The sequence below is a fragment of the Amycolatopsis sp. NPDC003865 genome, from assembly GCF_053605345.1.
On the sequence record NZ_JBSGJA010000004.1, the window covers coordinates 173,221 to 195,636 of the forward strand.

Genomic DNA, 22,416 nt, shown 5'->3' on the forward strand with positions numbered 1-22,416 from the left:
CGACGATGGCGGGGTGCTCACCATCGGACAGCTCGCCGGGTACGTCGGGGTGACGACCAAGGCGATCCGCGTCTACCACGCGAAAGGGCTTCTCCCGGAGCCGCCGCGCGACGCGTCCGGCTACCGCCGCTACAGCGCGGCCGACGCCGTCGAGCTGATCAAGATCCGCACGCTGGCCGAGGCGGGCGTGCCGCTGGCGCGCATCCGCGAGCTCCGCTCGGGCGAGGACCTCCTTCCGGCGCTCAAGCAGATCGACGACGACCTCGCCGCCCGCATCCGCGGCCTGCAGGACACCCGGGCCCGGCTCCGGCGGCTCGCCGACGGCCGGCTGTCCGCGTTGCCCGCCGACGTCGTCGAGTTCCTTTCCCGCCTGCCCGATCTCGGGTTCAGCGAGCGCTGGGTGACCCTGCAGAACGACTTGTGGCTGCTGGTGTTCGCCACCCACCCGGAGACGGCGCGCGCGAACTTCCGCGACCAGTCGTCGATGCTGGCCGACCCGGCACTGCTTTCCCTGGTGCTGGAGTACGACGGGGTGCACGACGTCGACCCGCACGACCCCCGCGTCGACGCCTTGGCCGAGCGGCTGGTCACGGCGACCCGAGCGCGTTACGGCGCGGAACTGCCTTCCTACGAACGGGGTTCCGCGATCCCGGAACTGGTGCAGGGCGCGGTCAACGCGTCGTCGCCCGCTTGGCGGCGGCTCGACGCGCTGATCCGCGACCGCCTCAGGTCAGCGACGCCAGATCGGCCGTCTTGAGCTGCTCCGCCGTCACCTTCGCGCGCCCGTCCACCAAGGCTCCCAGCGCGTCCCCGTCGTCCCACTGGTTCACGTTCATCGCCGCCGCGACTTCGCCGTCGCGCAGCCAGAACGCCGTGAAGTCGCGGGCCGCCAGGTCGCCGCGGACCACCAGCTCGTCCACGGCCGGGTCCGCGAGCCCCCGGTACTCGCACCCCAGGTCGTACTGGTCGGTGAAGAAGTACGGTGACTTGAGGAACGGCTCGTTCTCCCCCAGCAGGTTCTGCGCCACGTGCGTCCCCTGGTCCTTCGCGTTCGCCCAGTGCTCGACGCGGATCCGGCGGCCGTAGCGCGGGTGGAAGTGCGCCGCGATGTCGCCCACCGCGTACACGTCCGGGGCCGCCGTGCGCAGGCCCGCGTCCACGCACACCCCGCCGTCGTCGGACAGTTCCAGGCCAGCCGCGTGGGCCAGCTCGACCCGGGGTGCCGCGCCGACCGCGATCAGGACCACGTCCGCCGTGATCTCGTCACCGCTGCCGAGCCGGACCCCGCGGACGCCGTCCGGGCCGCCCGTGATTTCCGCGACCTGCTCCCCCAGGCGGTAGTGCACGCCGTTCGCCACGTGCAGGTCCCGGAACACCCCGCCGATCGTCTCGCCGACGACGTTCGCCAGCGGGACCGCTACCGGGTCCACGACCGTCACGTCCGCGTTGTGCGTCCGGGCCGCCGCCGCGGCCTCCGAGCCGATCCAGCCGGCGCCCACGATCACCACGCGCTCCGCTTCGGCGAAGGCCGAGCGCAGCTTGAGCGAGTCGTCGAGGCTGCGCAGCGTGTACAGGCCGGGCAGGTCGCCGCCGGGCACCGGGAGCGAGCGCGGCCGGGAGCCGGTCGCCAGGACCAGGCGGTCGTAGCGGTGCTCGCCGCCCGCGTCGTCCAGCACCAGGCGGGCGCCCAGCTCGATCCGGGTCGCCGTGACGCCGGGGGTGAACCGGATGTCCTTCTCGGCGTAGAACTTCTCCTCGTGCACCCAGTCGGGTTCGTCGCCGTTGCCGAGCAGGACGCCCTTCGACAGCGCCGGCAGCTCGTACGGCCGGTGCGGGTCGGACCCCATCAGCAGGACCTCGCCGGGATAGCCGCGTTCGCGCAACGCGGCCGCGGCGGACGCCCCGCCCAGGCCCGCACCGACGATGACGATCTTCCGCGGCTCCGACATCAGTGACCTCCCACGTCGACGAGACGGTGCGGACGGTACTCCCGAACGGGCGTCGCCACGACCGGGGGATACGCCGGAAATCCGCGAAGCGCAAGAGAAAACCCGCGAGTAGGCAGATCGGGTGAACCGGCGTCATAGCGTCTCCGCGCTTCGCTCCCACCCTCGCACGGAGCACGACCACGAGGAGAAAACGGAGGCGGCGACCATGAGTCGGGGCGAATGGTCGGTCGGCTGCCGGGATCTGGCCGGCAGGCGGAGGGACGTGACGGTGTTCGTCAGCAACGACAAGGTGGTGCTGGTCGCGCCGCCGGGTGAGGCGGCCGTACTGGGCCCGCTCGACGTCGGACGGCTGCGCGCCGCCCTGCGCGACGCCGTCGTGGCGACCGCCGACGACCAGCCGGAAACCTGACAACTACCGTTCCTACTTTCCAGTAGGTTAGAGTCGGTCCCCTACCGAAGGGACCGGCCATGACGACCTACTTCGTGACGGGCGCGACGGGCTTCATCGGCAAACGCCTGGTCGCCCGCCTGCTGCGGCGACCGGAGACGTCCGCCGTGTACGCCTTGGTCCGCGAAACCTCCCGCGACCGCCTGACCGCCTTGGCCGCGGCCTGGCCGGGCGCGGAGAAGCTGCACCCGGTGGTCGGCGACCTCGCCGAACCGCGGCTCGGCGCCGACCCCGCCGGGCTGCCCCACCTCGACCACGTCGTGCACCTCGGCGCGATCTACGACCTGACCGCCGGCGAGGAGGCCAACCGGCGCGCCAACGTCGACGGCACCCGGCACCTGCTCGCCTTCGCCGCCGCGGCGGAGGCGGGCCTGGTGCACCACGTGTCCTCGATCGCCGTCGCGGGCGACCACGCCGGGCGGTTCACCGAGGCCGACTTCGACCTCGGGCAGCGCTTCTCTTCGCCGTACCACGCGACGAAGTTCCAGGCCGAGAAGCTCGTCCGCGAGCAGGCCCTGCCCTTCCGCGTCTACCGGCCCTCGGCCGTCGTCGGCGACTCGCGCACCGGTGAGATGGACAAGGCCGACGGCCCGTACTTCTTCCTGCCCGCCATCTCGCGGCTGGCTTCCCTGCCCGCGCGGCTTCCCTTGGCCGCGCCGGACCTCGGCGCGACGAACCTGGTGCCGGTCGACTACGTCGTCGAGGCGATGGACTTCCTGATGCACCGGGACGCACCGTCCGGGGCGACCTACCACCTCGCCGCCGCGCGGCCGCAGTCGCTGAACTCCGTCTACAACGCCTTCGCGCGCGCCGCCGGCGGTCCCACGATCCGCGCGGTGCTGCCCGCGCGGCCGTCCGGCGTGCTGCGGCGGGTCGGCACCCGGCTGGCGCACGCGGCGGCGAACGGCGTCGACCGCGTGCCCGGCGGCCGAGCCACCCGGGCCGCCGTCCTGGAAGAACTCGGCATCCCGCTGGACGTGCTGCCGCACCTCAGCATGGACGTCGTCTTCGACACCGCGCGGACGACGACCGCGTTGTTCGGCAGCGGGATCGAGCTGCCCGAACTCCGGGACTACGCCGCGCCGCTCTACCGCTACTGGCAGGCCCACCTCGACCCCGACCGCGCCCGGCGGCAGCACGGGCTCGCCGGGCGGACCGTGCTGATCACCGGCGCGTCGTCGGGGATCGGCCGGGCGTCGGCGCTGGCCGTCGCGCGCAAGGGCGCGAAGGTGATCCTCGTGGCGCGGCGGGAACCGGAGCTGGCGGAGGTCCGCGACGAGATCACCGCGGCCGGCGGCGTGGCCGCGGCGTACCCCTGCGACCTCACCGACGGCGACGCCGTCGACGCGCTGGTCAAGGACGTCCTCGGCGAGCACGGGGCGGTCGACATGCTGGTGAACAACGCCGGCCGGTCGATCCGGCGCTCGGTCGCGCTGTCCACCGAACGCTTCCACGACTTCGAGCGCACGATGGCGATCAACTACTTCGGGCCGGTGCGGCTGATCCTCGGGTTCCTGCCGTCGATGGCGCGGCGGCGGTTCGGCCACGTCGTCAACGTGACGACCCAGGGCCTGCAGACCGACACCCCGCGGTTCTCGGCCTACCTGGCGTCGAAGGCGGCCCTGGAGGAGTTCGGGCTGACGGCGGGGCGCGAGACGCTTTCGGACGGCGTCACGTTCACGTCGGTGCGGATGCCCCTGGTGCGGACGCCGATGATCGCGCCGACCGGGTACCGCGGCATCCCGTCGAGCAGCCCGGAGCGCGCGGCCGCGCTCGTCGTCAAGGCCCTCGAGGAGCGGCCGGAGATCCTGAGCCTGCCCGAGGGCCGGGCCGCCGAGCTGGCGACGCTCGCCGCGCCGCGGGTGGCGCGGTTCGCCGCGCACCTGGCGTACTCGGCGATGCGGGAGTCCGCGCCCGAGGCCCGGGGGCTGGCCCGCCGGCCCGCGCCGGCGGCGGTCGCGGCGGCGATCACCCGCCTGATCTGGCGCCGTCGTGCCTGATCTCCGCGAATTCCGCCGAAACGCTGGATCTGGGCACGACGGTACTTCTACCCTCGCGCGAGTCCCGTACACCGGTACGGGCGTGAACTGGGGAGTTCGAAATGCGCGAAATCAGCAGTACTGGGGAACGATCCGCCACGGCCGATGAGACGGCCGCGATCGGCACGGCTCGCTGAGCCTGGGCCGGGCCCGGTGGTGCTGTTCATGCCGGCGCCGGGCCCGGCCGCTACCATCGCTTTCCGGGTGTGATCGGGGAGTGGAAGGCGGGCAGGCGTGGACGTGGCGAGTCCTGCGCGCGCCGCCGCGCCGGAACCCGTGTCCGCCAAGGCCGCCCGGCCGCTGCTGCGCTGGGGCGCCCACGCCGGCTGGGTCGTCCTGCTCGCCCTCGCCACCGAACTGCGCGTCGGCCGCTTCGGGTTCCACCCCTCCGACCAGGGCTTCATCCTCGCCCAGGCGTGGCGTGTGCTGCACGGCGAAGTCCCGCACGCCGACATCATCTCCGCGCGCCCGCTCGGGTCCGCGGTGCTGCACGTCGCCGACTTCGCGCTGCCGATGCCGCTGTTCTTCGGCTCCAGCTTCCTGTCGATGATCGAGATCATCGTCGCCACCATCGCCTTCGCCGCGCTCGTCACGCGCCGCCGCGTACTCGGCTGGGGCCCGGGCATGACCGCGATGGTCGCCGCGGCGTCGCTGATCAACCTCAACGCCTTCCCGCTGATGGCGTGGCACACCGTCGACGGCATCGCGCTCACCGCGTGCGGTGCCTGGGCCCTCGACACCGGGCTCTCGAAGAACCACGCGCTCGCCCGCCGCGGCGGGCTCGTGCTGCTCGGCTGCGCGGTGTTCGTCAAGCAGAGCTTCGTGCTGGCCGCGGTGATCGGCGTGCTGTGGCTGCTGCTGCACCCGGCCACCCGGACGGGCACCGGGCGCGTGCTCCGGTTCGTCCTCGACCTCCTCGCGCTCGGCGCGCCCGGGCTGCTGTACGTCGCCTGGGTCAGCCTCGGCGGCGGCTTCGCCGAGATGGTCGAGCAGCTGACCGGTGGCGTCCCCGCGTACGGCGAACGCCTGCTCGGGCTCTGGCTGGAGGACCCCGAAGCGCTGACCCGGGCGCCCGTGCGGGAGCTGGCCTTCTTCGCCGCGATCGCCGTGGTGCTGCTGGCCGTCCGGCTGCCGGGTGACCGGCTCGGCGCGGCCGGGCGGATCGCGTCCTGGGTGCTCGTGCTCGCCGGCGCCGCCGCGGTCGTCTGGACGGTCGTCGACGGCCGGTTCACCGGCTCCTCGCGCTGGGCCGACGTCCTGTGGTGGATCGTCGCGGTGAGCGTGCCGGTCAACGCGGCCGTCACGCGCAAGGTGCCCTGGGCCGGGCTGCTCGTGCTCGCCACCGGGTTCATGACCAGCCTGTCCTGGGGCAACGACACGCCGACGCTGCTCACCGGCACCCTCGCGCTGACCGCGTTGCTGCTGCTGAGCCACGTCGTCCCGCCGCGGCCGCGGCTGGCCCGCCGCTGGGTGACCGCGACGGCGGGCCTGACCGCGGTGGCGGTGTGCGGTTGGGTGGTCGTCGCCCGCCACGACCAGGCCGCCTACCTCGACCTCGGCCACGACCGGCTGACCGAGGACCTCGGCGACGTCACCCCGGCGATGGCCGGCATCCGCACGAACCCCTCGACGCACACGTTCGTCCGGCAGATCCGCGACTGCCTCGACCGCTTCCCGGCCGCGAAGACGGCGATCCTGCCGGACAGCCCGTTCGCCTACCCCGCGTTCGGCCTGCGCAACCCGTTCCCGCTCGAGTGGCCGCTGCCGTTGGAGATCGTCGGCGACGCGCCCGAGCGCATGCTCGCGCGGGCCGACGAGCTGAACCGCGAGGGCGGCTACCTGGTGCTGTTCGAGACCGACTCGATCCGGCAGCTCGCGACGGGCGGCCCGGTGCCGGAGTCGATCCCGGTGGACACGCCGGTGTTCGACTACCTCGGCCTGGAGAAGGCGATCCAGGCCCGGCTCACGGGCCGCGCCGTCACGTGCGGCAGCTTCGTCGGGAAGTACGCACCCTAGTTCTGCTCGCCCCGGACCAGCTCCAGCAGGCTTTCCGGGACGTCGTCGCCGAACAGGCTCTCGAGGAGGACGGTGTCGTCCACGGGCGTCGCGGCGCGGACGAACATGGCCTCCTCGTACTGGTTCAGCGCCGCTTCGACGTCGCCCGGGTGCGCGGCGAGCGCCTGCCCCAGCTCCGCGCCGTCGAGCATGGCCAGGTTGGCGCCTTCGCCGTTCGGCGGCGCGAGGTGGGCGGCGTCGCCGACGAGGGTCACCCCCGGCACGCGCTTCCAGCGCAGCCCCACCGGCAGCGTGTAGTGCGGACGCAGCACCGGGCCGGTGTCGCCGTCGGTGATCAGCGCCGTCAGCTCCGGGGCCCAGCCCTCGAACTCCGCCGCGATCCGCGCGGCGGCCGCGGCGGGGTCGGTGAAGTCGATGGCCTCGAACCACTCCAGCGGCCGGGACAGCGACACGTAGGTGTGCACGGTCTCGCCGCTTTCGCGGTGGGCGTTGATCCCGTCGTCGGGCGAGCCGCCGTGGGCGACCATCGACCCCGCGCCGACCGCCGCCGCGGTGGCCGGGTGCTTCGACTCGACGTCGAACAGGTAGGTCTCGACGAACGCCGTGCCCTCGTACTCCGGCGTGGCGCCGGTGAGCAGCGGCCGGATCTTCGACCACGCGCCGTCGGCGCCGACCAGCAGGCTCGTGACGGTCTTCGAGCCGTCGGCGAAGGTCAGCTCGTGGCAGCCGTCGTCGAGCGTGCGGGCCCCGGTGACCTTGTGCCCCCAGCGGACGGTGCCCGGCGGGAGGGCGTCGATCAGCAGCTGCCGCAGCTCGCCGCGCTGCACTTCGGGGCGGCCGCCGATGCCGTCGTCGACCTTCTCGTACACCAGGTTCCCGTCCCGGTCGAGGATCCGCATCGCCTGGCGGCCGTCCAGGACGAGACCGCGGAACTCGTCCACCAGGCCGGCGGCTTCGACGGCGAGCTGCCCGTTGTAGTCGTGGATGTCGAGCATCCCGCCCTGCAGGCGCGCCATCGGGGACGCGTCGGCCTCGTAGACGGTGACGGGGACGCCGTGGACGTGCAGGACCCGGGCCAGGGTGAGGCCGCCGAGGCCGGCGCCGACGATCGTGACGGTCATGGTCGCTCCTTCGGTTCGTTGTGCCAACCGAAGAGTGGCGCGGGGCGCTGGTCTGGCCCGCACACCGCGCTGGCACGCCGCTGGCACCCGCTGTCAGTCGGCCAGGAGGTCGTCCGGGCTGCCGCTCGCCAGGGCCGCCAGGACGTCGAGGGCGGCCGCCAGCGTCGGCACCGGCGGCGCGGACACGGCGAGCCGCACGGCGTTCGGCGCGTGGCCCGGCAGGACCGCGAACGCCGCGGCGGGCAGCAGCGCGATGCCGTGCCGCGCGGCCGCCGCGACGAACGTCTCCGCCCGCCACTGCTCCGGCAGCTCCCACCAGCGGTGGTAGGACGCGGGGTCGCCGCGCAGCTCGGGGAGTTTCTCCCGCACCACCAGGGCCCGTGCGGCGGCGTCACGGCGTTTGGCGGCTTCGACCTCGGCCAGGGTGCCGGTCATGATCCACCGCGTCGCCGCTTCGACGGCGAACCGCGAAGCGGCCCACGCACCCGACCGCACCGACGACGCCAGCCGAGGGGTCCACGCCGGCGGCGCCACCAGGAACCCCGCCGTCAGGCCCGGGGCGACGCGCTTGGAGAGGCTGTCGGCGAACACCGTGCGCTCCGGCGCGTACGCGGCGAACGGCCGGACGTCGTCGCGCAGGAACGTGTAGATGCCGTCCTCGATCACCGGCAGGTCCAGCCGGTTCACGACGTCCGCCAGCTCCTCGCGGCGGCGTGCGGGCATGGTCGTGCCGAGCGGGTTGTGCAGCGTGGGCTGGACGTACAGCGCGCGGACCGGCCCGGCCGCGGCCAGCGCGCCGGGGACCAGGCCGTGCTCGTCGGTCTCGATCGGCACCAGCTCGACGCCGAGGCGGGCGGCGAGGCCCTTCACCACCGGGTAGGTCAGGGACTCGACCGCGAGCCGTTCCCCCACCGGCACGAACGCGGCGACCGCGGCCGCGATGGCCTGCCGCCCGCTGCCGGTGAACAGCACCGTCGCGGGGTCCGGCCGCCAGTCGCCGCGGGCGAGCAGCGCGGCCGCGGCCTGCCGGGCGGCCGGGGTGCCCGCGGCGCCGATCGGGTGCAGTGCGGCGGTGAGGACGTCGTCGCGCAGCAGGGGCTGCAGCGCCTGGGCGAGCTTCGCGGATTCGCCGGGCAGCACGGCGAAGTTGAGTTCGAGGTCGACGCGCGCGTCCCCGGGTTCGGCGAGCGCGGGTTCGGGCGGCGGCTTCGCGGCCCGGACGAACGTGCCGCGGCCGACCTCGCCGACCGCCAGGCCCCGCCGGACGAGCTCGCCGTAGACGCGGGCGGCGGTCGAGCCGGCGATCCCGCGCTGCCGGGCGAACCGGCGCTGCGGCGGCAGGCGGTCGCCGGGCCGGAGGCGGCCGGCTTCGATGTCGGCGGCGAGGGCGTCCGCGACGACGCGGTAGTCGTCCATGTCCACCTTCCCGCCTACGAGCACTCCTCAGCATGATCCCAGTTCGCTAGTTTGGCGGTGGAGGTGCCATGACCGACAAGACCTGGGCCGAAGTCGACGACTACCTCGCCGGGGCGCTGCTCCCGGCCGATCCCGTGCTCGACGCGGCGCTCGCCGATTCGGCCGCCGCCGGGCTGCCGCACATCGCCGTCGCGCCCAACCAGGGCAAGCTGCTGAACCTGCTGGCCCGCCAGGCCGGTGCCCGCTCGATCCTGGAGATCGGCACGCTCGGCGGGTACAGCACGATCTGGCTGGCCCGCGCGCTGCCGTCCGGCGGCAAGCTGGTGACCTGCGAGTACGAGCCGCGGCACGCCGAAGTCGCGCGCGCGAACCTGGCGCGGGCGGGCTTCGGCGAGGACGTCGTCGACATCCGCGTCGGCGCCGCGCTCGACACGCTGCCGACGCTGACCGGGCCGTTCGACTTCGTCTTCGTCGACGCCGACAAGAGCAACCTCGCGAACTACGTGCGCGCGTCGCTGGAGCTGGCGCGGCCGGGCACGACGATCGTCGTCGACAACGTCGTCCGCCAGGGCCGGGTGGCCGACGCCGGCAGCACCGACCCGAACGTCCTGGGCGCGCGCGAGATGTTCGACGTCCTCGCCGCCGAGCCGCGGCTGGACGCGACGGCCGTGCAGACCGTGGGCGCCAAGGGGCACGACGGGTTCGTGCTGGCCCTGGTCCGCTGACTCACCGCGGTGGCCGCACCACCGGCGGCGGTCCCCCGGCGATCGGCTGCGCCGGTTGCCCCTTCAGGGCCGCCGCCGTGTACGCGCGCCAGACGTCGGCCGGGACGACGTCGCCGGTGAGCTTCGCGCCGTTCGCGTCCTTCAGCTTGCGCTCGTCGTCCGAGCCGATCCAGACCGCGGTCGAAAGCCGCGGGGTGTAGCCGACGGCCCAGGCGTCCTGGAAGTCGGGGCTGGTGCCGTGCTCGGCTTCGCCGGTGCGCAGCGCGGCACCGGTGGCGTCGGTCAGGGTGGCGGTGACGTCCCGGGCGATGCGGCGGCTCTCGTCGCCGTCGGAGTCGAACGCGGGCACCGCGGTGTCAGTGTGCTCCCAGACGACCGCGCCGCTTTCGTCCCGCACCTTCGCCACCAGGTGCGGGGTCGTGCGGCGGCCGTCCGCGGCGAAGGTCGCGTAGGCGCCCGCCATGTCGAGCGGCCGCAGCGGGTACCGGCCGATCGCGATGCCCGCGCCGATCAGGAAGCCGTCCTTCTCCCGCATCGTCGGCGTGCCGTCGACGGTCTCGGGGATGCCGGCCTGCCGCGCGGTCTCGCTCAGCGCGTCCGGCCCGAGCTTCTTGGCCAGCGCGATGAACGTGCCCTGGGCGTGGGCCTGCATCGCGGTGCGCGGGGTGCACTTCGGGCCGCAGGCGTCCGGGTACTTGAACTTTTCCCCGAGGAACTCCTGCTCCTCGGGTGCCGGGACCGGTGCGTCCGGGCTGTAGCCGCGGCGCAGGGCGGCGGCGAGCGTGAAGGGGTGGAACGCCGAGCCCGCCGCGTGCGGGGTGCTCGCGTAGTCGCGGACACCCTGGTCGCCACCCTGGTAGGCGCGGACGGCGCCGGTCTTCGGGTCGACGGAGACCAGCGCGCCGCGGAACTCCTTCGGCTCGCCCCTCAGCCTGTCCTGCAACGTCTTCTTCGCGGCGTCCTGCAGGCCGCGGTCCAGCGTCGTCTCGACGGTCATGTTCCCCTGCTGCAGCCGCCCGAGCGGGAAGCCGTCCTGTTCCAGTTCGGCGAGGACCTCTTGCTTGACGTGGAACTGGTCGTAGGTGAGGCGGCCGGCGCGGGTCTCCGACGGCGACTGGATCTCGGCGCCGGGGTAGGCCATGGCCTCGCCGGGCTTGACGTACCCGCGGGCCACGAGCTTGTCGTGCACGTACTGCCAGCGCCGGGCGGCGTGCCCCTCGCCGGACGCGGCCGGGTCGTGCACCGACGGCGACTGGATCATCCCGGCGAGGAAGGCCGCTTCGCTCCAGGTGATCGAGCCGTCGAGCTTCTTGCCGAAGTAGGCGTTCATCGCGGCGGCGGGCCCGAACGTGCCGCGGCCGAAGGAGATGATGTTGACGTAGCTTTCGAAGATCTGCTCCTTGCTCTGCTCCTGGGTGATCTTCGTGGCGAGCACGAGCTCGGCGAACTTGCGGCCGAGGGTGGCGTCGTCGTCGCCGGTGGACTTCTTGATGTACTGCTGGGTGATCCCGGACCCGCCGCCGACGCCGGTGAGGAACGCACGGCCGATGCCGGTCGGGTCGAAGCCCTGGTTGTCCCAGAAGGTCGGGTCCTCGGTGGCGATGATGGCGTCGCGCAGCTTCGCGGGCACCTGCGCGTAGGGCACGAAGGTGCGGTCGCCGTCGGCCGGGACGACCTTGAGCAGCTCGGAACCGTCGGAGTAGGTGAGCACGACGGTCTTGTCGAGCCCGGCGAGGACTTCCTGCGGGCTGCGGACGTCGAGCACGAGGTAGGCGACCCAGAAGGCGATCAGCGGACCGCCGACGAGCGTGCCCACGCTCCAGTAGGCGGTCCGCCGGACGCGGCGCCATCGCCGGCGGCGCGGGGTGTCCGGCTTCGGGTCTGGTTCGTCGTTTTCCTCGGTCGCCAAGGTCACGAATGGATGACGGCCGGACGAGTGAAGAGGTTCTGTGGAGAACTACCGAGAGTTGTTCGAATCCTGTCAAGACCCGGTCAGGAGAGGAACGCGCGCAACAGGGACGCCGTGCCTTCGATGTGCTCGGCCATCGCCTGGCGGGCCGCGGGCGCGTCGCCGGCCAGTATCGCGTCGACGATCGCCTCGTGCTGGGCGTTCGAGTGCTCGAGGTTGGGCGGGAGCAGCGGGATGCGGTCGAGCAGCTGGTTGACGCGGGTGCGGGCGTCAGCCATCGCCGTGGTCAGGGAGCCGGACGCCGTCACCTCCGCGATCGCCAGGTGCAGGCGGGAATCCTTGCGGCGGTAGTCGCCGAGGTCGGCGCCGGCGGCTTCGGCGAGCGTGCCGGTGAGGTGGCGGCGGTCGGCCGGGCTCAGCGACCGGGCGGCGGCCATCTCCGCGGCGCCGGTCTCGAGGACGTACCGCAGGCACAGCGCGTCCTCCAGCCCGGCGGCGTCGATCTTGCCGTCGGGCTCCGGCGGGCCGGGCAGGGTGTCGTGCACGAACGTGCCGCCGTAGCGGCCCCGCCGTGACTCCACGTAACCGGCATCGGAGAGGGCGCGGATGGCTTCGCGGAGCGTGACGCGGCTGACCCCGAGGCGCTCGGCGAGCTCCCGCTCCGACGGCAGCCGCTCCCCCGCGCCGACCACGCCGAGGCGGATGGCCTGAAGCAGGCGCTCGACGGTCTCCTCGAAGGCGTTGCCCGCGCGAACCGGCCGGAACAGCGCTTCACCGGCATTCGCCACCGAGGTCGACTCCATCCCGCGAGTTTAAGCCGCGGCGCACCTTCGGAGTGGCTTCGGGCTCGCGAGGCGATCACACTGTGTTCGCGGTGCGGAAAACCAGTGGAACCGGACGGCCACGGTCGGCGACGATGGCACCACCGACACCGAACATCGACGCAGGGGGCGATCCGGTGCACTTCCTGATGGCGGAAGACCTGGTCCACGAGCGAGAGGACGAGCTGCGCCACGGCGTCCGCAACCGCCCACCGGGCCGGGCGACGCCGAGCCGCAGCCCGGGAACGCGCAAGCAGCAACTGGGCTGGCGCCTGGTCGAGGTGGGCCTGCGGCTCGCGGTGGAACCCGAGGACCGCCGGAACTGAGCCAGGCCGCGGCGTCAGCACTCGATGACGTTCACCGCCAGGCCGCCGCGGGCGGTTTCCTTGTACTTCACGCTCATGTCCGCGCCCGTCTCGCGCATCGTCTTGATCGCCTTGTCCAGCGTCACCACGTGGCTTCCGTCGCCGCGCATCGCCATTCGCGCCGCGTGGATCGCCTTCGACGCTCCCACCGCGTTGCGCTCGATGCACGGGATCTGGACCAGGCCGCCGACCGGGTCGCACGTCAACCCCAGGTGGTGCTCCACCCCGATCTCCGCCGCGTTCTCCACCTGGGCCGGCGTGCCGCCCAGCACCTCCGTCAGGCCCGCCGCCGCCATCGCCGACGCCGAACCGACCTCGCCCTGGCAGCCGACCTCCGCGCCCGAGATCGAGCCCGTCTGCTTGAGGATCGAGCCGATCGCGCCCGCCGTGAGCAGGAACGTCACGATCCCGTCGTCGGTCGAGTGCCGGATGAAGCGCTGGTAGTAGTGCAGGACCGCCGGGATGATGCCGGCCGCGCCGTTGGTCGGGGCCGTCACCACGCGCCCGCCCGCCGCGTTCTCCTCGTTGACGGCGAGGGCGTACAGGCTCACCCAGTCCATCGCGTACAGCGGGTCGTCCGCGCCGTCCTCGGCGAGGAGCTTCTCGTGCAGCGAACGCGCGCGCCGCGGCACCTTCAGCCCACCCGGCAGGACGCCTTCGTGCGTGCACCCGTTGCGGACGCACTCCGCCATGACCGCCCAGATGTCCAGGAGCCCGGACCGCACCTCCGCGGCGGTGCGCCACGACAGTTCGTTCGCCAGCATGATTTCGCTGATCGGCTTGCCGGTGGCCGCGCAGTGCGCCAGGAGGTCCGCGCCCGTGCGGAACGGGTACGGCACCGGTGTCGAGTCCTCGACGAACACCGTGTCCGTCTCGTACGACTCGTCGCGCACGAACCCGCCGCCGACCGAGTAGTACGTCCGTTCCCGCAGCACCGCGCCCGACGCGTCGAACGCGCGGAACACCATGCCGTTCGGGTGCGCCGGCAGGGACTTGCGGCGGTGCATGGTGAGGTCGGTGTCCTCGTCGAACGCGATCTCGTGCGTGCCGGCCAAGCGCAGCCGCCCGGACTCGCGGATCTCCGCGATGCGCCCCGGCACGGTGTCGGTGTCGATCTCTTCGGGACGCTCGCCCGACAGCCCGAGCAGGACGGCTTTGTCGCTGCCGTGGCCGAAGCCGGTCGCGCCGAGCGAGCCGAACAGTTCGGACTGGACGCGGGACGTCCGCGCGAGGTCGTCGCCGAGTCCGTCCACAAAGGTCAGTGCGGCCCGCATCGGCCCGACGGTGTGGGAGCTCGACGGGCCGATGCCGATGGAAAACAGGTCGAAGACGCTGATCGCCATTGATCCGCCCCTTCCTATCGTGCCAGCAGGGAGCTGGCTTCTTGCGAAGCCGGGCCCTGGTCGGCGAGGTGGGCCAGGTTCTCCGGCAGCTCTTCTCCACGGTAACGCTTGGTCTGGGCGTAGAGCCGTCCCGCGCGGTACGACGAGCGCACCAACGGCCCCGCCATCACCCCCGCGAAACCCATCGCCTCCGCGGCCTTCGAGTGCTCGACGAACTCCTCCGGCTTCACCCACCGGTCCACCGGGTGGTGCCGCGGCGAGGGACGCAGGTACTGCGTGATCGTCAGGATCTCGCACCCTGCGTCGACCAGGTCCTGCATCGCCGGAGCCACCTCTTCGGGCGTCTCGCCCATGCCCAGGATCAGGTTCGACTTGGTCACCAGACCGGCTTCACGCGCCCTGGTGATGACCTCCAGCGACCGCGCATACCGGAACCCCGGACGGATCCGCTTGAAGATCCGCGGCACCGTCTCCACGTTGTGCGCCAAGACCTCCGGCCGCGACCCGAACACCTCGGCCAGCTGAGCCGGGTCGGCGTTGAAGTCCGGAATCAGCAGCTCCACCCCGGTGCCGGGGTTCAGCGCGTGGATCTGCCGGACCGTCTCGGCGTAGAGCCAGGCGCCGCCGTCTTCCAGGTCGTCACGGGCGACGCCGGTGACCGTCGAGTACCGCAGCCCCATGGCCTGCACCGACTCGGCGACCTTGCGGGGCTCGGTGCGGTCCAGCTCGGCCGGTTTCCCGGTGTCGATCTGGCAGAAGTCACACCGACGCGTGCACTGGTCACCGCCGATCAGGAACGTGGCCTCACGGTCTTCCCAGCACTCGTAGATGTTGGGGCAACCGGCCTCTTCACAAACGGTGTGGAGGCCTTCGCGGCGCACGAGACCCTTGAGTTCGGTGAACTCCGGCCCCATCCGCACCCGCGTCTTGATCCACGACGGCTTCTTCTCGATCGGCGTCTCACTGTTGCGAACCTCGAGACGCAGCAGCTTCCGCCCTTCGGGCTGAGCGCTCATCGGGACAGGTCCGCGTACAGCGGGTGCTTCTTCGCGAGGGTCTCGACGCGGTCGCGCAGCTTGGCGCGCACGGCGTCGTCGAAGTCCGGCTTCAGCGCCTCGGCGATGACGTCGGCGACCTCGGTGAAGTCTTCCGCCTGGAATCCGCGGGTGGCCAGCGCCGGCGTGCCGATCCGCAGGCCGGAGGTGATCATCGGCGGCCGCGGGTCGAACGGGACGGCGTTGCGGTTGACCGTGATGCCGACCTCGTGCAGCCGGTCCTCGGCCTGCTGGCCGTCCAGAGTGGACTGGACGAGGTCGACGAGCACCAGGTGGACGTCGGTGCCGCCGGTCAGCACCCGGACCCCGGCCGCAGCGCAGTCTTCCTGCGACAGCCGCGCGGCGAGGATGCGCGAGCCTTCGAGCGTGCGCTGCTGGCGCTCCTTGAACTCCTCGCTCGCGGCGATCTTCAGCGCGACGGCCTTGGCCGCGATGACGTGTTCCAGTGGCCCGCCCTGCTGGCCGGGGAACACCGCCGAGTTGATCTTCTTCGCCAGCTCCTCACGCGACAGGATGAGCCCGCCGCGGGGGCCGCCGAGGGTCTTGTGCGTGGTCGTGGTGACGATGTCGGCGTGCGGCACCGGCGACGGGTGCAGCCCGGCCGCGACCAGCCCGGCGAAGTGCGCCATGTCCACCATCAGCTTGGCGCCGACCTTGTCGGCGATGCGGCGGAACTCGGCGAAGTCGAGCTGACGCGGGTACGCCGACCAGCCGGCGATGATCAGCTTCGGCTCGTGCTCGCCGGCCAGGCGCTCGATCTCGGCCAGGTCGACGATCCCGGTCTCCTTGTCGACGTGGTAGGCGACCACGTTGTAGAGCTTGCCCGAGAAGTTGATCTTCATCCCGTGCGTCAGGTGGCCGCCGTGCGCCAGGTCGAGGCCGAGGATCGTGTCGCCCGGCTTGAGCACGGCGAACATCGCGGCCGCGTTGGCCTGCGCGCCCGAGTGCGGCTGGACGTTGGCGTGCTCGGCGCCGAAGAGGGCCTTCGCGCGGTCGATGGCGAGCTGCTCGACGACATCGACGTGCTCGCAGCCGCCGTAGTAGCGGCGGCCGGGGTAGCCCTCGGCGTACTTGTTGGTCAGCACCGAGCCCTGCGCCTCGAGCACGCCCACCGGCGCGAAGTTCTCGGAGGCGATCATCTCCAGGGTGGACTGCTGGCGGGTCAGCTCGTCGGCGACGGCCGCGGCGACCTCGGGGTCGACGTCGGCGAGGTGGGCGTCGAAAGTCGTCATCAGTTCTCCTGGGTGTGCGCGGCGTAGGCGGCGGCGTCGAGCAGCTCCGGCACGTCCCCGGTCAGACGCACCTTCAGGAGCCATCCTTCGGTGTACGGGTCGGAGTTGATGACCTCGGGGGTGTCCGATGTGGTGCCGTTCACCTCGACGACCTCGCCGGAGACCGGCGCGTACAGCTCGCTGACCGACTTGGTCGACTCGACCTCGCCGAACACCTCGCCGGCGGTGATCGTCGAACCCGCGTCGGGGAGCTGGACGAACACGATGTCACCGAGCGACTCGGCGGCGAAGGCGGTGATGCCGACGGTGGCGATGCCGTCCTCGACCTTCAGCCACTCGTGTTCCTTGGTGTACTGCAGGTTCTCGGGGATACTCACAGCTGGGAGTCCTTTACGCGCGGGAGTAGAAGGGCAGGGCGACGACCTCGACGGGCTCGATCCTGCCCCGGATGTCGACGGAGAGCTCGGTGCCGGGCTCGGCGTACGCCCGATCGACGTACGCCATGGCGATCGGGTAACCCAGCGTGGGCGACAGGGCGCCGCTGGTCACCTCGCCGATCTCGGTGCCGTCGGCCAGCAGCTTGTACCCGTGCCGCGGGGCCCGGCGGCCGGCGCCCTTGAGCCCGACCCGCACGCGCGGGACGTCCTGCTTGGACCGCTCCTCGAGAGCCGCGCGGCCGACGAAGTCGCCCGGCTTCTCGAACTTGACGACGCGGCCGAGCCCGGCCTCGAACGGGCTCTGGTCGAGCGTGAGTTCGTTGCCGTACAACGGCATCCCGGCTTCCAGCCGCAGCGTGTCGCGGCAGGCCAGGCCGGCCGGGACGAGGCCGTGCGGCTCGCCCGCGTCCATCAGCAGGCGCCACAGCGCCGGCGCCTCGTCGGCGTCGACGAACAGCTCGAAGCCGTCCTCGCCGGTGTAGCCGGTGCGGGCGAGCAGGACGTCGTGGCCCTTCACCGACGCCGGGACGCTGGCGTAGTACTTGAGCGCGTCCAGGTCGGCGTCGGTCACCGCGCCCAGGATTTCGACGGCCTTCGGACCCTGGACGGCGATCAGCGCGGTGGTCTCGGACCTGTCGTCCACGACGGCGTCGAAGCCCGCGACCCGCTCGGCGAGGGCATCGGCGACGACCTTCGCGTTGCCCGCGTTGGCGACGACCAGGTAGTGCTCGTCGGCCAGCCGGTAGACGACCAGGTCGTCGAGCACACCGCCGGAAGCGTCGCAGATCATCGTGTACCGCGCCCGGCCCGGCTTGACCCCGGTCAGGTTGCCGACCAGCGCGAAGTCCAGGACGTCGGCCGCCTGCTTGCCGGTGACGTGGATTTCGGCCATGTGCGAGAGGTCGAACAGCCCGGCCGCCTCGCGGACGGCCTTGTGCTCGGCCAGTTCGCTGGCGTAGCGGACCGGCATGGACCAGCCGGCGAAGTCGGTGAACAGCGCACCGAGTCCCTTGTGGACTCCGTGCAGGGAGGTTTCCTTCGACACGTCGGGATCAGCCTTCGTAAGCGTTGAGGGGCGGGCAGGAGCACACGAGGTTACGGTCGCCGCGGGCGCCGTCGATGCGACGCACCGGGGGCCAGTACTTGTTCTTGCGCGAAACACCCGCCGGGTACACGGCCAGCTCGCGGTCGTAGGGCTTGTCCCACTCGCCGACCAGCGTCTCCGCGGTGTGCGGGGCACCGCGCAGCGGGGACTCCTCCGCACTCCAGCGGCCGTTGGCCACCTCGTCGATCTCGGCGCGGATGGCGATCATCGCGTCGCAGAACCGGTCGATCTCGCCCAGGTCCTCGGACTCGGTCGGCTCGACCATCAGGGTGCCCGCGACCGGGAACGACATGGTCGGCGCGTGGAAGCCGTAGTCGATGAGCCGCTTGGCGACGTCGTCGACCGTCACGCCGGTCTCCTTGGTGAGCTGGCGCAGGTCGAGGATGCACTCGTGCGCGACCAGGCCGTCCTGGCCGGTGTAGAGCACGGGGTAGTGCGGCGCCAGGCGCGAAGCGACGTAGTTCGCGGCCAGCACGGCGACCTTGGTGGCCGCGGTCAGGCCGGGCGCGCCCATCATCCGGACGTAGGCCCAGGAGATCGGCAGGATCGACGCCGAGCCGTAGGGCGCGCCGCTGATCGGGCCGACGCCGGTCTCGGGACCGGCCGCGTCGAGCAGCGGGTGGTTCGGCAGGAACGGCGCGAGGTGCGCGCGCACCGCGACCGGGCCGACGCCGGGGCCGCCACCGCCGTGCGGGATGCAGAAGGTCTTGTGCAGGTTCAGGTGCGAGACGTCGCCGCCGAACTCGCCCGGCTTGGCCAGGCCGAGCAGGGCGTTGAGGTTCGCGCCGTCGACGTACACCTGGCCGCCGCCGTCGTGGACGATCTTGGCCAGCTCGTCGATCGAGTGCTCGTAGACGCCGTGCGTGGACGGGTACGTCACCATGATCGCGGCGAGCGTGTCCTTGTGGGTGTCCACCTTGGACTTGAGGTCGGCCAGGTCGACGTTGCCCTCGTCGGTGCACTTCACGACGACCACGCGCATCCCGGCGAGCACCGCGGACGCGGCGTTGGTGCCGTGCGCGGACGACGGGATCAGGCAGACGTCACGGGCCTCGTCGCCGTTCGCGCGGTGGTAGGCGCGGATCGCCAGCAGCCCGGCCAGCTCGCCCTGGCTGCCCGCGTTCGGCTGCAGCGACACCTTGTCGTAGCCGGTGACCTCGGCCAGCCAGCCGGCCAGCTGCTCCACCAGCGTGTGGTAGCCCTCGGCGTCCTCGGCCGGGGCGAACGGGTGGATGCCGGCGAACTCGCGCCAGCTGATCGGCTCCATCTCCGTGGTGGCGTTGAGCTTCATCGTGCAGGAGCCGAGCGGGATCATGCCGCGGTCGAGCGCGTAGTCGAGGTCGGACAGCTTGCGCAGGTAGCGCAGCATCGCCGTCTCGGAGCGGTGCGTGCCGAAGACCTCGTGACCCATGAAGCCGCTCTCGCGGGCCAGGCCACTGGGCAGCGCGACACCGTCACCGGCCTCTTCTTCGACGCCGAACGCGCGCAGGACCTTCGCGGTGATCGCGGGGGTACTGACCTCGTCGAAGGCGACGCGGACGTGGTCGGCGTCGACGTGGCCGAGGTTGATCCCGGCCGCACGGGCGGCCGCGTGGACCTCGGCGGCGCCGCCCGGGACGCGCGCGACGACGGTGTCGAAGAAGGACTCGTGCACGACCTCGACACCGGCCGCGCGCAGTGCGGCGGCGAAGCCCGCGGCCAGGCCGTGGACACGCTGGGCGATCTTCTTCAGGCCGTCCGGGCCGTGGTAAACCGCGTACATCGCGGCCAGCACGGCCGGCAGGACCTGCGCGGTGCAGATGTTGGACGTCGCCTTCTCTCGGCGGATGTGCTGCTCACGCGTCTGCAGCGCGAGGCGGTAGGCGGAGTTGCCGTCGGCGTCGACCGAGACGCCGACGAGACGCCCGGGCAGCGAGCGCTCGAGCCCGGAGCGCACGGACATGTACCCGGCGTGCGGGCCGCCGTAGCCGAGCGGGACGCCGAAGCGCTGCGTCGAGCCGGCGGCGACGTCGGCGCCGAACTCGCCGGGCGAGGTGATGAGCGTCAGCGCGAGGAGGTCGGCGGCGACGGTGAACAGCGCGCCCGCGGCCTTCGCCGACTCGGAAATCGCGTGGTAGAAGCCGCGGCCGCGCAGCACGCCGGACGCGCCGGGGTACTGGACGACGACGCCGAAGAACTCGTCCGGCAGGCCGGTGAGCAGGTCGCGGACCTCGACCTCGATGCCGAGGGCCTCGACGCGGGTGCGCACGACGGCGATGGTCTGCGGCAGGCACTCGGCGTCGAGGACGACCTTGTTCGACTTGGACTTGGACGCGCGGCGCATGAGCGTGACGGCTTCGGCGACGGCGGTCGACTCGTCCAGCAGCGAGGCGTTCGCGGTGGCCAGGCCGGTGAGGTCGGCGACCATCGTCTGGAAGTTGAGGAGGGCTTCGAGCCGGCCCTGGGAGATCTCCGGCTGGTAGGGCGTGTACGCGGTGTACCAGGCCGGGTTTTCGAGCACGTTGCGGCGGATCACGCCGGGGGTGACGGTGTCGGAGTAGCCGAGGCCGATCATCTGCGTCATCGGCCGGTTGCGCGCGGCGAGGGCGCGCAGCTCCGCGGTGGCGTCCTCTTCGGACGCGGCGGGCGGCAGGGTGAGTTCCTTCGTCGCGCGGATGGCGCTCGGCACGGCGGCGCCGACGAGGGCGTCCAGGCTGCCGTAGCCGCACTCGGCCAGCATCTTCGCGCGTTCGGCCTCGGACGGGCCGATGTGGCGGGCGTCGAACTGCGTTGAAGTGATGGGGAGCTCCTCGGGCCTGGGCACACAACGGTGCGCTGGGAACTCCCCCTCTGTCATGGCACCTGAGAGTTTCACCGTGGGATGCACGGCTTTCACCTTGGGTGAGGCGCGGGTGCGCCTGCTTTCCAGAGTGGCCTCGCGCGAAGCGGTAACAGGTACCTGAGAGATTCTGGGGAGTTTGCTCCTTCGGTGCCCCACCGACTTCGTGGGGGCTCTCCCGCTCCGGCTCTACGGCCCGATCTGCAGTTGTGACGGTCACGGTACCTGCCGGGTTCGAGGTCCGTCTACTTCACCCGGGCAACACCACATCAGTCTTCGAGCGCGCCTCGACGCATGACGCTCCCGGCGAGCGCCGGTGGCCGCCGGACCCGGCCGGACGGCAGGACCAGGCGCTTGAGCGGCCCGCCCACCGGCACCGGCGGGTGCCCGGCGCCCAGCAGCACCTGCTCGACGATCTGCTCGGCGTGCCACGCCACCGCGTCGTTGAGCCGGTCCAGCGAGGGGTGGTCGCCGTCGAAGACGTCCTCGTCGGCGAGCGTCACCTCGAAGTACGCGCAGCCCGGCGGGACCGCGATCGCCTCCTCGATCGCCCGGACGCCGTCGAGGGGGTCGGTGAACCCGGCTTCGAGCAGCGCCGACCGGTAGATCCGCGCCGCCCGGGCCCGCATGCGGGGGCCGTAGCGGACGACGACCGGGAGCCGTCCGGTCAGGTCCGGCACGGCCAGCCCGTGCAGCAGCATGATCGGCGGCACCGAGTGCACCAGCCGCGGCGCCGGTTCGGCCAGCTCGCGGGCGGTGATCCGGACGCGGTCGGCCATCGCGTCCGGGAGGCCGAAGTAGCGGAAGTCGACGGTGCCGAACCCGAGCCCGTCGGCGACCAGCGACGCCAGCAGCTCGCCGTACCCCCAGATCGGCGACAGCACCACGACCGGCGGCGCGGCGATCACCGGCGACGGCGCGGGCGGCCGCGTCGCCTCCTGCTCGGGCACCTGGATGACCAGCCGCGGCGGCTCGTGCCAGTCGTGCACCTCGGCGACCCGCCAGTAGAGCCCGAGCGGCCGCCACAGCTCGCCGAGGATCTCGTGCTCGATGATGCGGCGCGTCTCGGCGTCGTCGTACGGGAAGTCCCGCGGCGGGACGATCCCGACGTAGTGGTGGTAGGTGACGCGCACTTCGTCGCCGCGGGTCGCCGAGCGGATCCGCATCTCCCAGTCGATCGGCGACGCGGCGATCGCGTTGGCCACCTGCGTGCCGGGCGAGGAGTAGACGAGCGCCGTGGCCTGCCGGAGGAACTGCCCGGCCTGGTCGATGCCCTCCCGCAGCGCCTTCGCCGCCTGCGCGACGTGGACCGGCGACGCGAGGGAGTCGGGCAGCACGCCGGCGACGCGCAGCAGCTCGGCCTCCCCGAGCCCGGTGACCTCGGCGAGCTGCGCCCAGTGGTCGAACACCGTCACCTTCGGCGCGTGCCGGTGCTCGATCCAGCTGCGCAGCGTGGACGTCGGGACGCCGATCCGGCGGGCGGCCTCGTCGAGGGAAAGCCCCCTCGCGCGGATGCCCGTCCGGACCGCTTCCGCCCACTCGCCGGCGCGCCAGTGCGTCACCTCACAAAGCTAACGAAACCGGCTAGCTTTGCGCACGGACGAATCGCCCGCGCGC

The 22,416-nt window shown here is 72.4% G+C and carries 18 protein-coding genes and 1 riboswitch; of the genes, 6 read left to right on the forward strand and 12 right to left on the reverse strand.

Going from position 1 to position 22,416, the window contains the following annotated elements; genetic code table 11:
- Positions 1-13: 13 nt before the first annotated feature.
- Positions 14-757 carry a MerR family transcriptional regulator gene (locus tag ACWEVP_RS12415; RefSeq protein WP_452062635.1) on the forward strand — a complete coding sequence of 248 codons (744 nt, stop codon included), beginning with the start codon at positions 14-16 and terminating at the stop codon, positions 755-757.
- Here ACWEVP_RS12415 and ACWEVP_RS12420 read toward each other — a convergent pair.
- Positions 726-1,949 carry an NAD(P)/FAD-dependent oxidoreductase gene (locus tag ACWEVP_RS12420; protein ID WP_452062636.1) on the reverse strand — a complete coding sequence of 408 codons (1,224 nt, stop codon included), beginning with the start codon at positions 1,947-1,949 and terminating at the stop codon, positions 726-728. The genes ACWEVP_RS12415 and ACWEVP_RS12420 overlap by 32 nt on opposite strands.
- A gap of 205 nt (positions 1,950-2,154) precedes the next feature.
- Here ACWEVP_RS12420 and ACWEVP_RS12425 point away from each other — a divergent pair, with 205 nt between their 5' ends.
- The 3 genes from ACWEVP_RS12425 (at position 2,155) to ACWEVP_RS12435 (ending at position 6,452) form a co-directional block, all read left to right on the forward strand.
- The gene (locus ACWEVP_RS12425; RefSeq protein WP_452062637.1) at positions 2,155-2,358 is read left to right on the forward strand and encodes a hypothetical protein; all 204 of its coding nucleotides are present in this window, start codon (positions 2,155-2,157) and stop codon (positions 2,356-2,358) included.
- A gap of 59 nt (positions 2,359-2,417) precedes the next feature.
- Positions 2,418-4,397 (forward strand): SDR family oxidoreductase, encoded by a 1,980-nt coding sequence (locus ACWEVP_RS12430; RefSeq protein ID WP_452062638.1) that lies wholly within the window; start codon positions 2,418-2,420, stop codon positions 4,395-4,397.
- Between the two features lie 273 nt (positions 4,398-4,670).
- Positions 4,671-6,452 carry a hypothetical protein gene (locus ACWEVP_RS12435; RefSeq protein WP_452062639.1) on the forward strand — a complete coding sequence of 594 codons (1,782 nt, stop codon included), beginning with the start codon at positions 4,671-4,673 and terminating at the stop codon, positions 6,450-6,452.
- Here the strand turns inward: ACWEVP_RS12435 and ACWEVP_RS12440 are convergent.
- Together ACWEVP_RS12440 and ACWEVP_RS12445 are read right to left on the reverse strand one after the other, a co-directional pair.
- The gene (locus ACWEVP_RS12440) at positions 6,449-7,573 is read right to left on the reverse strand and encodes an FAD-dependent oxidoreductase (RefSeq protein ID WP_452062640.1); all 1,125 of its coding nucleotides are present in this window, start codon (positions 7,571-7,573) and stop codon (positions 6,449-6,451) included. The two genes, ACWEVP_RS12435 and ACWEVP_RS12440, sit on opposite strands and share 4 nt — an antisense overlap.
- 93 nt (positions 7,574-7,666) lie before the next feature.
- Positions 7,667-8,989: an aminotransferase-like domain-containing protein gene (locus ACWEVP_RS12445; RefSeq protein ID WP_452062641.1), complete on the reverse strand. Its 1,323-nt coding sequence runs from the start codon at positions 8,987-8,989 to the stop codon at positions 7,667-7,669.
- A gap of 68 nt (positions 8,990-9,057) precedes the next feature.
- Here ACWEVP_RS12445 and ACWEVP_RS12450 point away from each other — a divergent pair, with 68 nt between their 5' ends.
- Positions 9,058-9,714 (forward strand): O-methyltransferase, encoded by a 657-nt coding sequence (locus ACWEVP_RS12450; protein ID WP_452062642.1) that lies wholly within the window; start codon positions 9,058-9,060, stop codon positions 9,712-9,714.
- Between the two features lies 1 nt (position 9,715).
- Here ACWEVP_RS12450 and ACWEVP_RS12455 read toward each other — a convergent pair whose 3' ends face one another.
- Positions 9,716-11,629 carry a transglycosylase domain-containing protein gene (locus ACWEVP_RS12455; protein ID WP_452062643.1) on the reverse strand — a complete coding sequence of 638 codons (1,914 nt, stop codon included), beginning with the start codon at positions 11,627-11,629 and terminating at the stop codon, positions 9,716-9,718.
- Between the two features lie 77 nt (positions 11,630-11,706).
- A complete protein-coding gene (locus ACWEVP_RS12460) occupies positions 11,707-12,426 on the reverse strand; it encodes a FadR/GntR family transcriptional regulator (protein WP_452062644.1) in 720 nt (239 codons plus the stop codon).
- A 113-nt stretch (positions 12,427-12,539) separates the two neighbouring features.
- On the opposite strand from ACWEVP_RS12460, the gene ACWEVP_RS12465 reads away from it, so the two are divergent.
- Positions 12,540-12,770 carry a hypothetical protein gene (locus ACWEVP_RS12465; RefSeq protein ID WP_452062645.1) on the forward strand — a complete coding sequence of 77 codons (231 nt, stop codon included), beginning with the start codon at positions 12,540-12,542 and terminating at the stop codon, positions 12,768-12,770.
- Between the two features lie 14 nt (positions 12,771-12,784).
- Here ACWEVP_RS12465 and ACWEVP_RS12470 read toward each other — a convergent pair whose 3' ends face one another.
- The 7 genes from ACWEVP_RS12470 to ACWEVP_RS12500 all read right to left on the reverse strand — a co-directional run bounded on the left by ACWEVP_RS12470 (position 12,785) and on the right by ACWEVP_RS12500 (position 22,361).
- The gene (locus tag ACWEVP_RS12470; protein WP_452062646.1) at positions 12,785-14,152 is read right to left on the reverse strand and encodes an L-serine ammonia-lyase; all 1,368 of its coding nucleotides are present in this window, start codon (positions 14,150-14,152) and stop codon (positions 12,785-12,787) included.
- A 14-nt stretch (positions 14,153-14,166) separates the two neighbouring features.
- Positions 14,167-15,168, reverse strand: coding sequence for a lipoyl synthase (gene lipA, locus ACWEVP_RS12475; RefSeq protein ID WP_452062647.1), 1,002 nt, complete (start codon positions 15,166-15,168; stop codon positions 14,167-14,169).
- The gene (glyA, locus tag ACWEVP_RS12480) at positions 15,165-16,439 is read right to left on the reverse strand and encodes a serine hydroxymethyltransferase (RefSeq protein WP_452062648.1); all 1,275 of its coding nucleotides are present in this window, start codon (positions 16,437-16,439) and stop codon (positions 15,165-15,167) included. The genes lipA and glyA overlap by 4 nt, the downstream gene beginning before the upstream one ends.
- Positions 16,439-16,816 carry a glycine cleavage system protein GcvH gene (gene gcvH, locus ACWEVP_RS12485; RefSeq protein WP_452062649.1) on the reverse strand — a complete coding sequence of 126 codons (378 nt, stop codon included), beginning with the start codon at positions 16,814-16,816 and terminating at the stop codon, positions 16,439-16,441. Before gcvH ends, glyA begins: the two co-directional genes overlap by 1 nt.
- Before the next feature lie 13 nt (positions 16,817-16,829).
- Positions 16,830-17,921 carry a glycine cleavage system aminomethyltransferase GcvT gene (gene gcvT, locus ACWEVP_RS12490; RefSeq protein ID WP_452062650.1) on the reverse strand — a complete coding sequence of 364 codons (1,092 nt, stop codon included), beginning with the start codon at positions 17,919-17,921 and terminating at the stop codon, positions 16,830-16,832.
- Positions 17,922-17,928: 7 nt separating this feature from the next.
- Positions 17,929-20,760: an aminomethyl-transferring glycine dehydrogenase gene (gcvP, locus tag ACWEVP_RS12495; RefSeq protein WP_452062937.1), complete on the reverse strand. Its 2,832-nt coding sequence runs from the start codon at positions 20,758-20,760 to the stop codon at positions 17,929-17,931.
- A 136-nt stretch (positions 20,761-20,896) separates the two neighbouring features.
- A riboswitch (glycine riboswitch) is annotated at positions 20,897-20,990 on the reverse strand.
- Positions 20,991-21,068: 78 nt separating this feature from the next.
- Positions 21,069-22,361: a helix-turn-helix domain-containing protein gene (locus ACWEVP_RS12500; protein ID WP_452062651.1), complete on the reverse strand. Its 1,293-nt coding sequence runs from the start codon at positions 22,359-22,361 to the stop codon at positions 21,069-21,071.
- Positions 22,362-22,416: the final 55 nt, after the last annotated feature.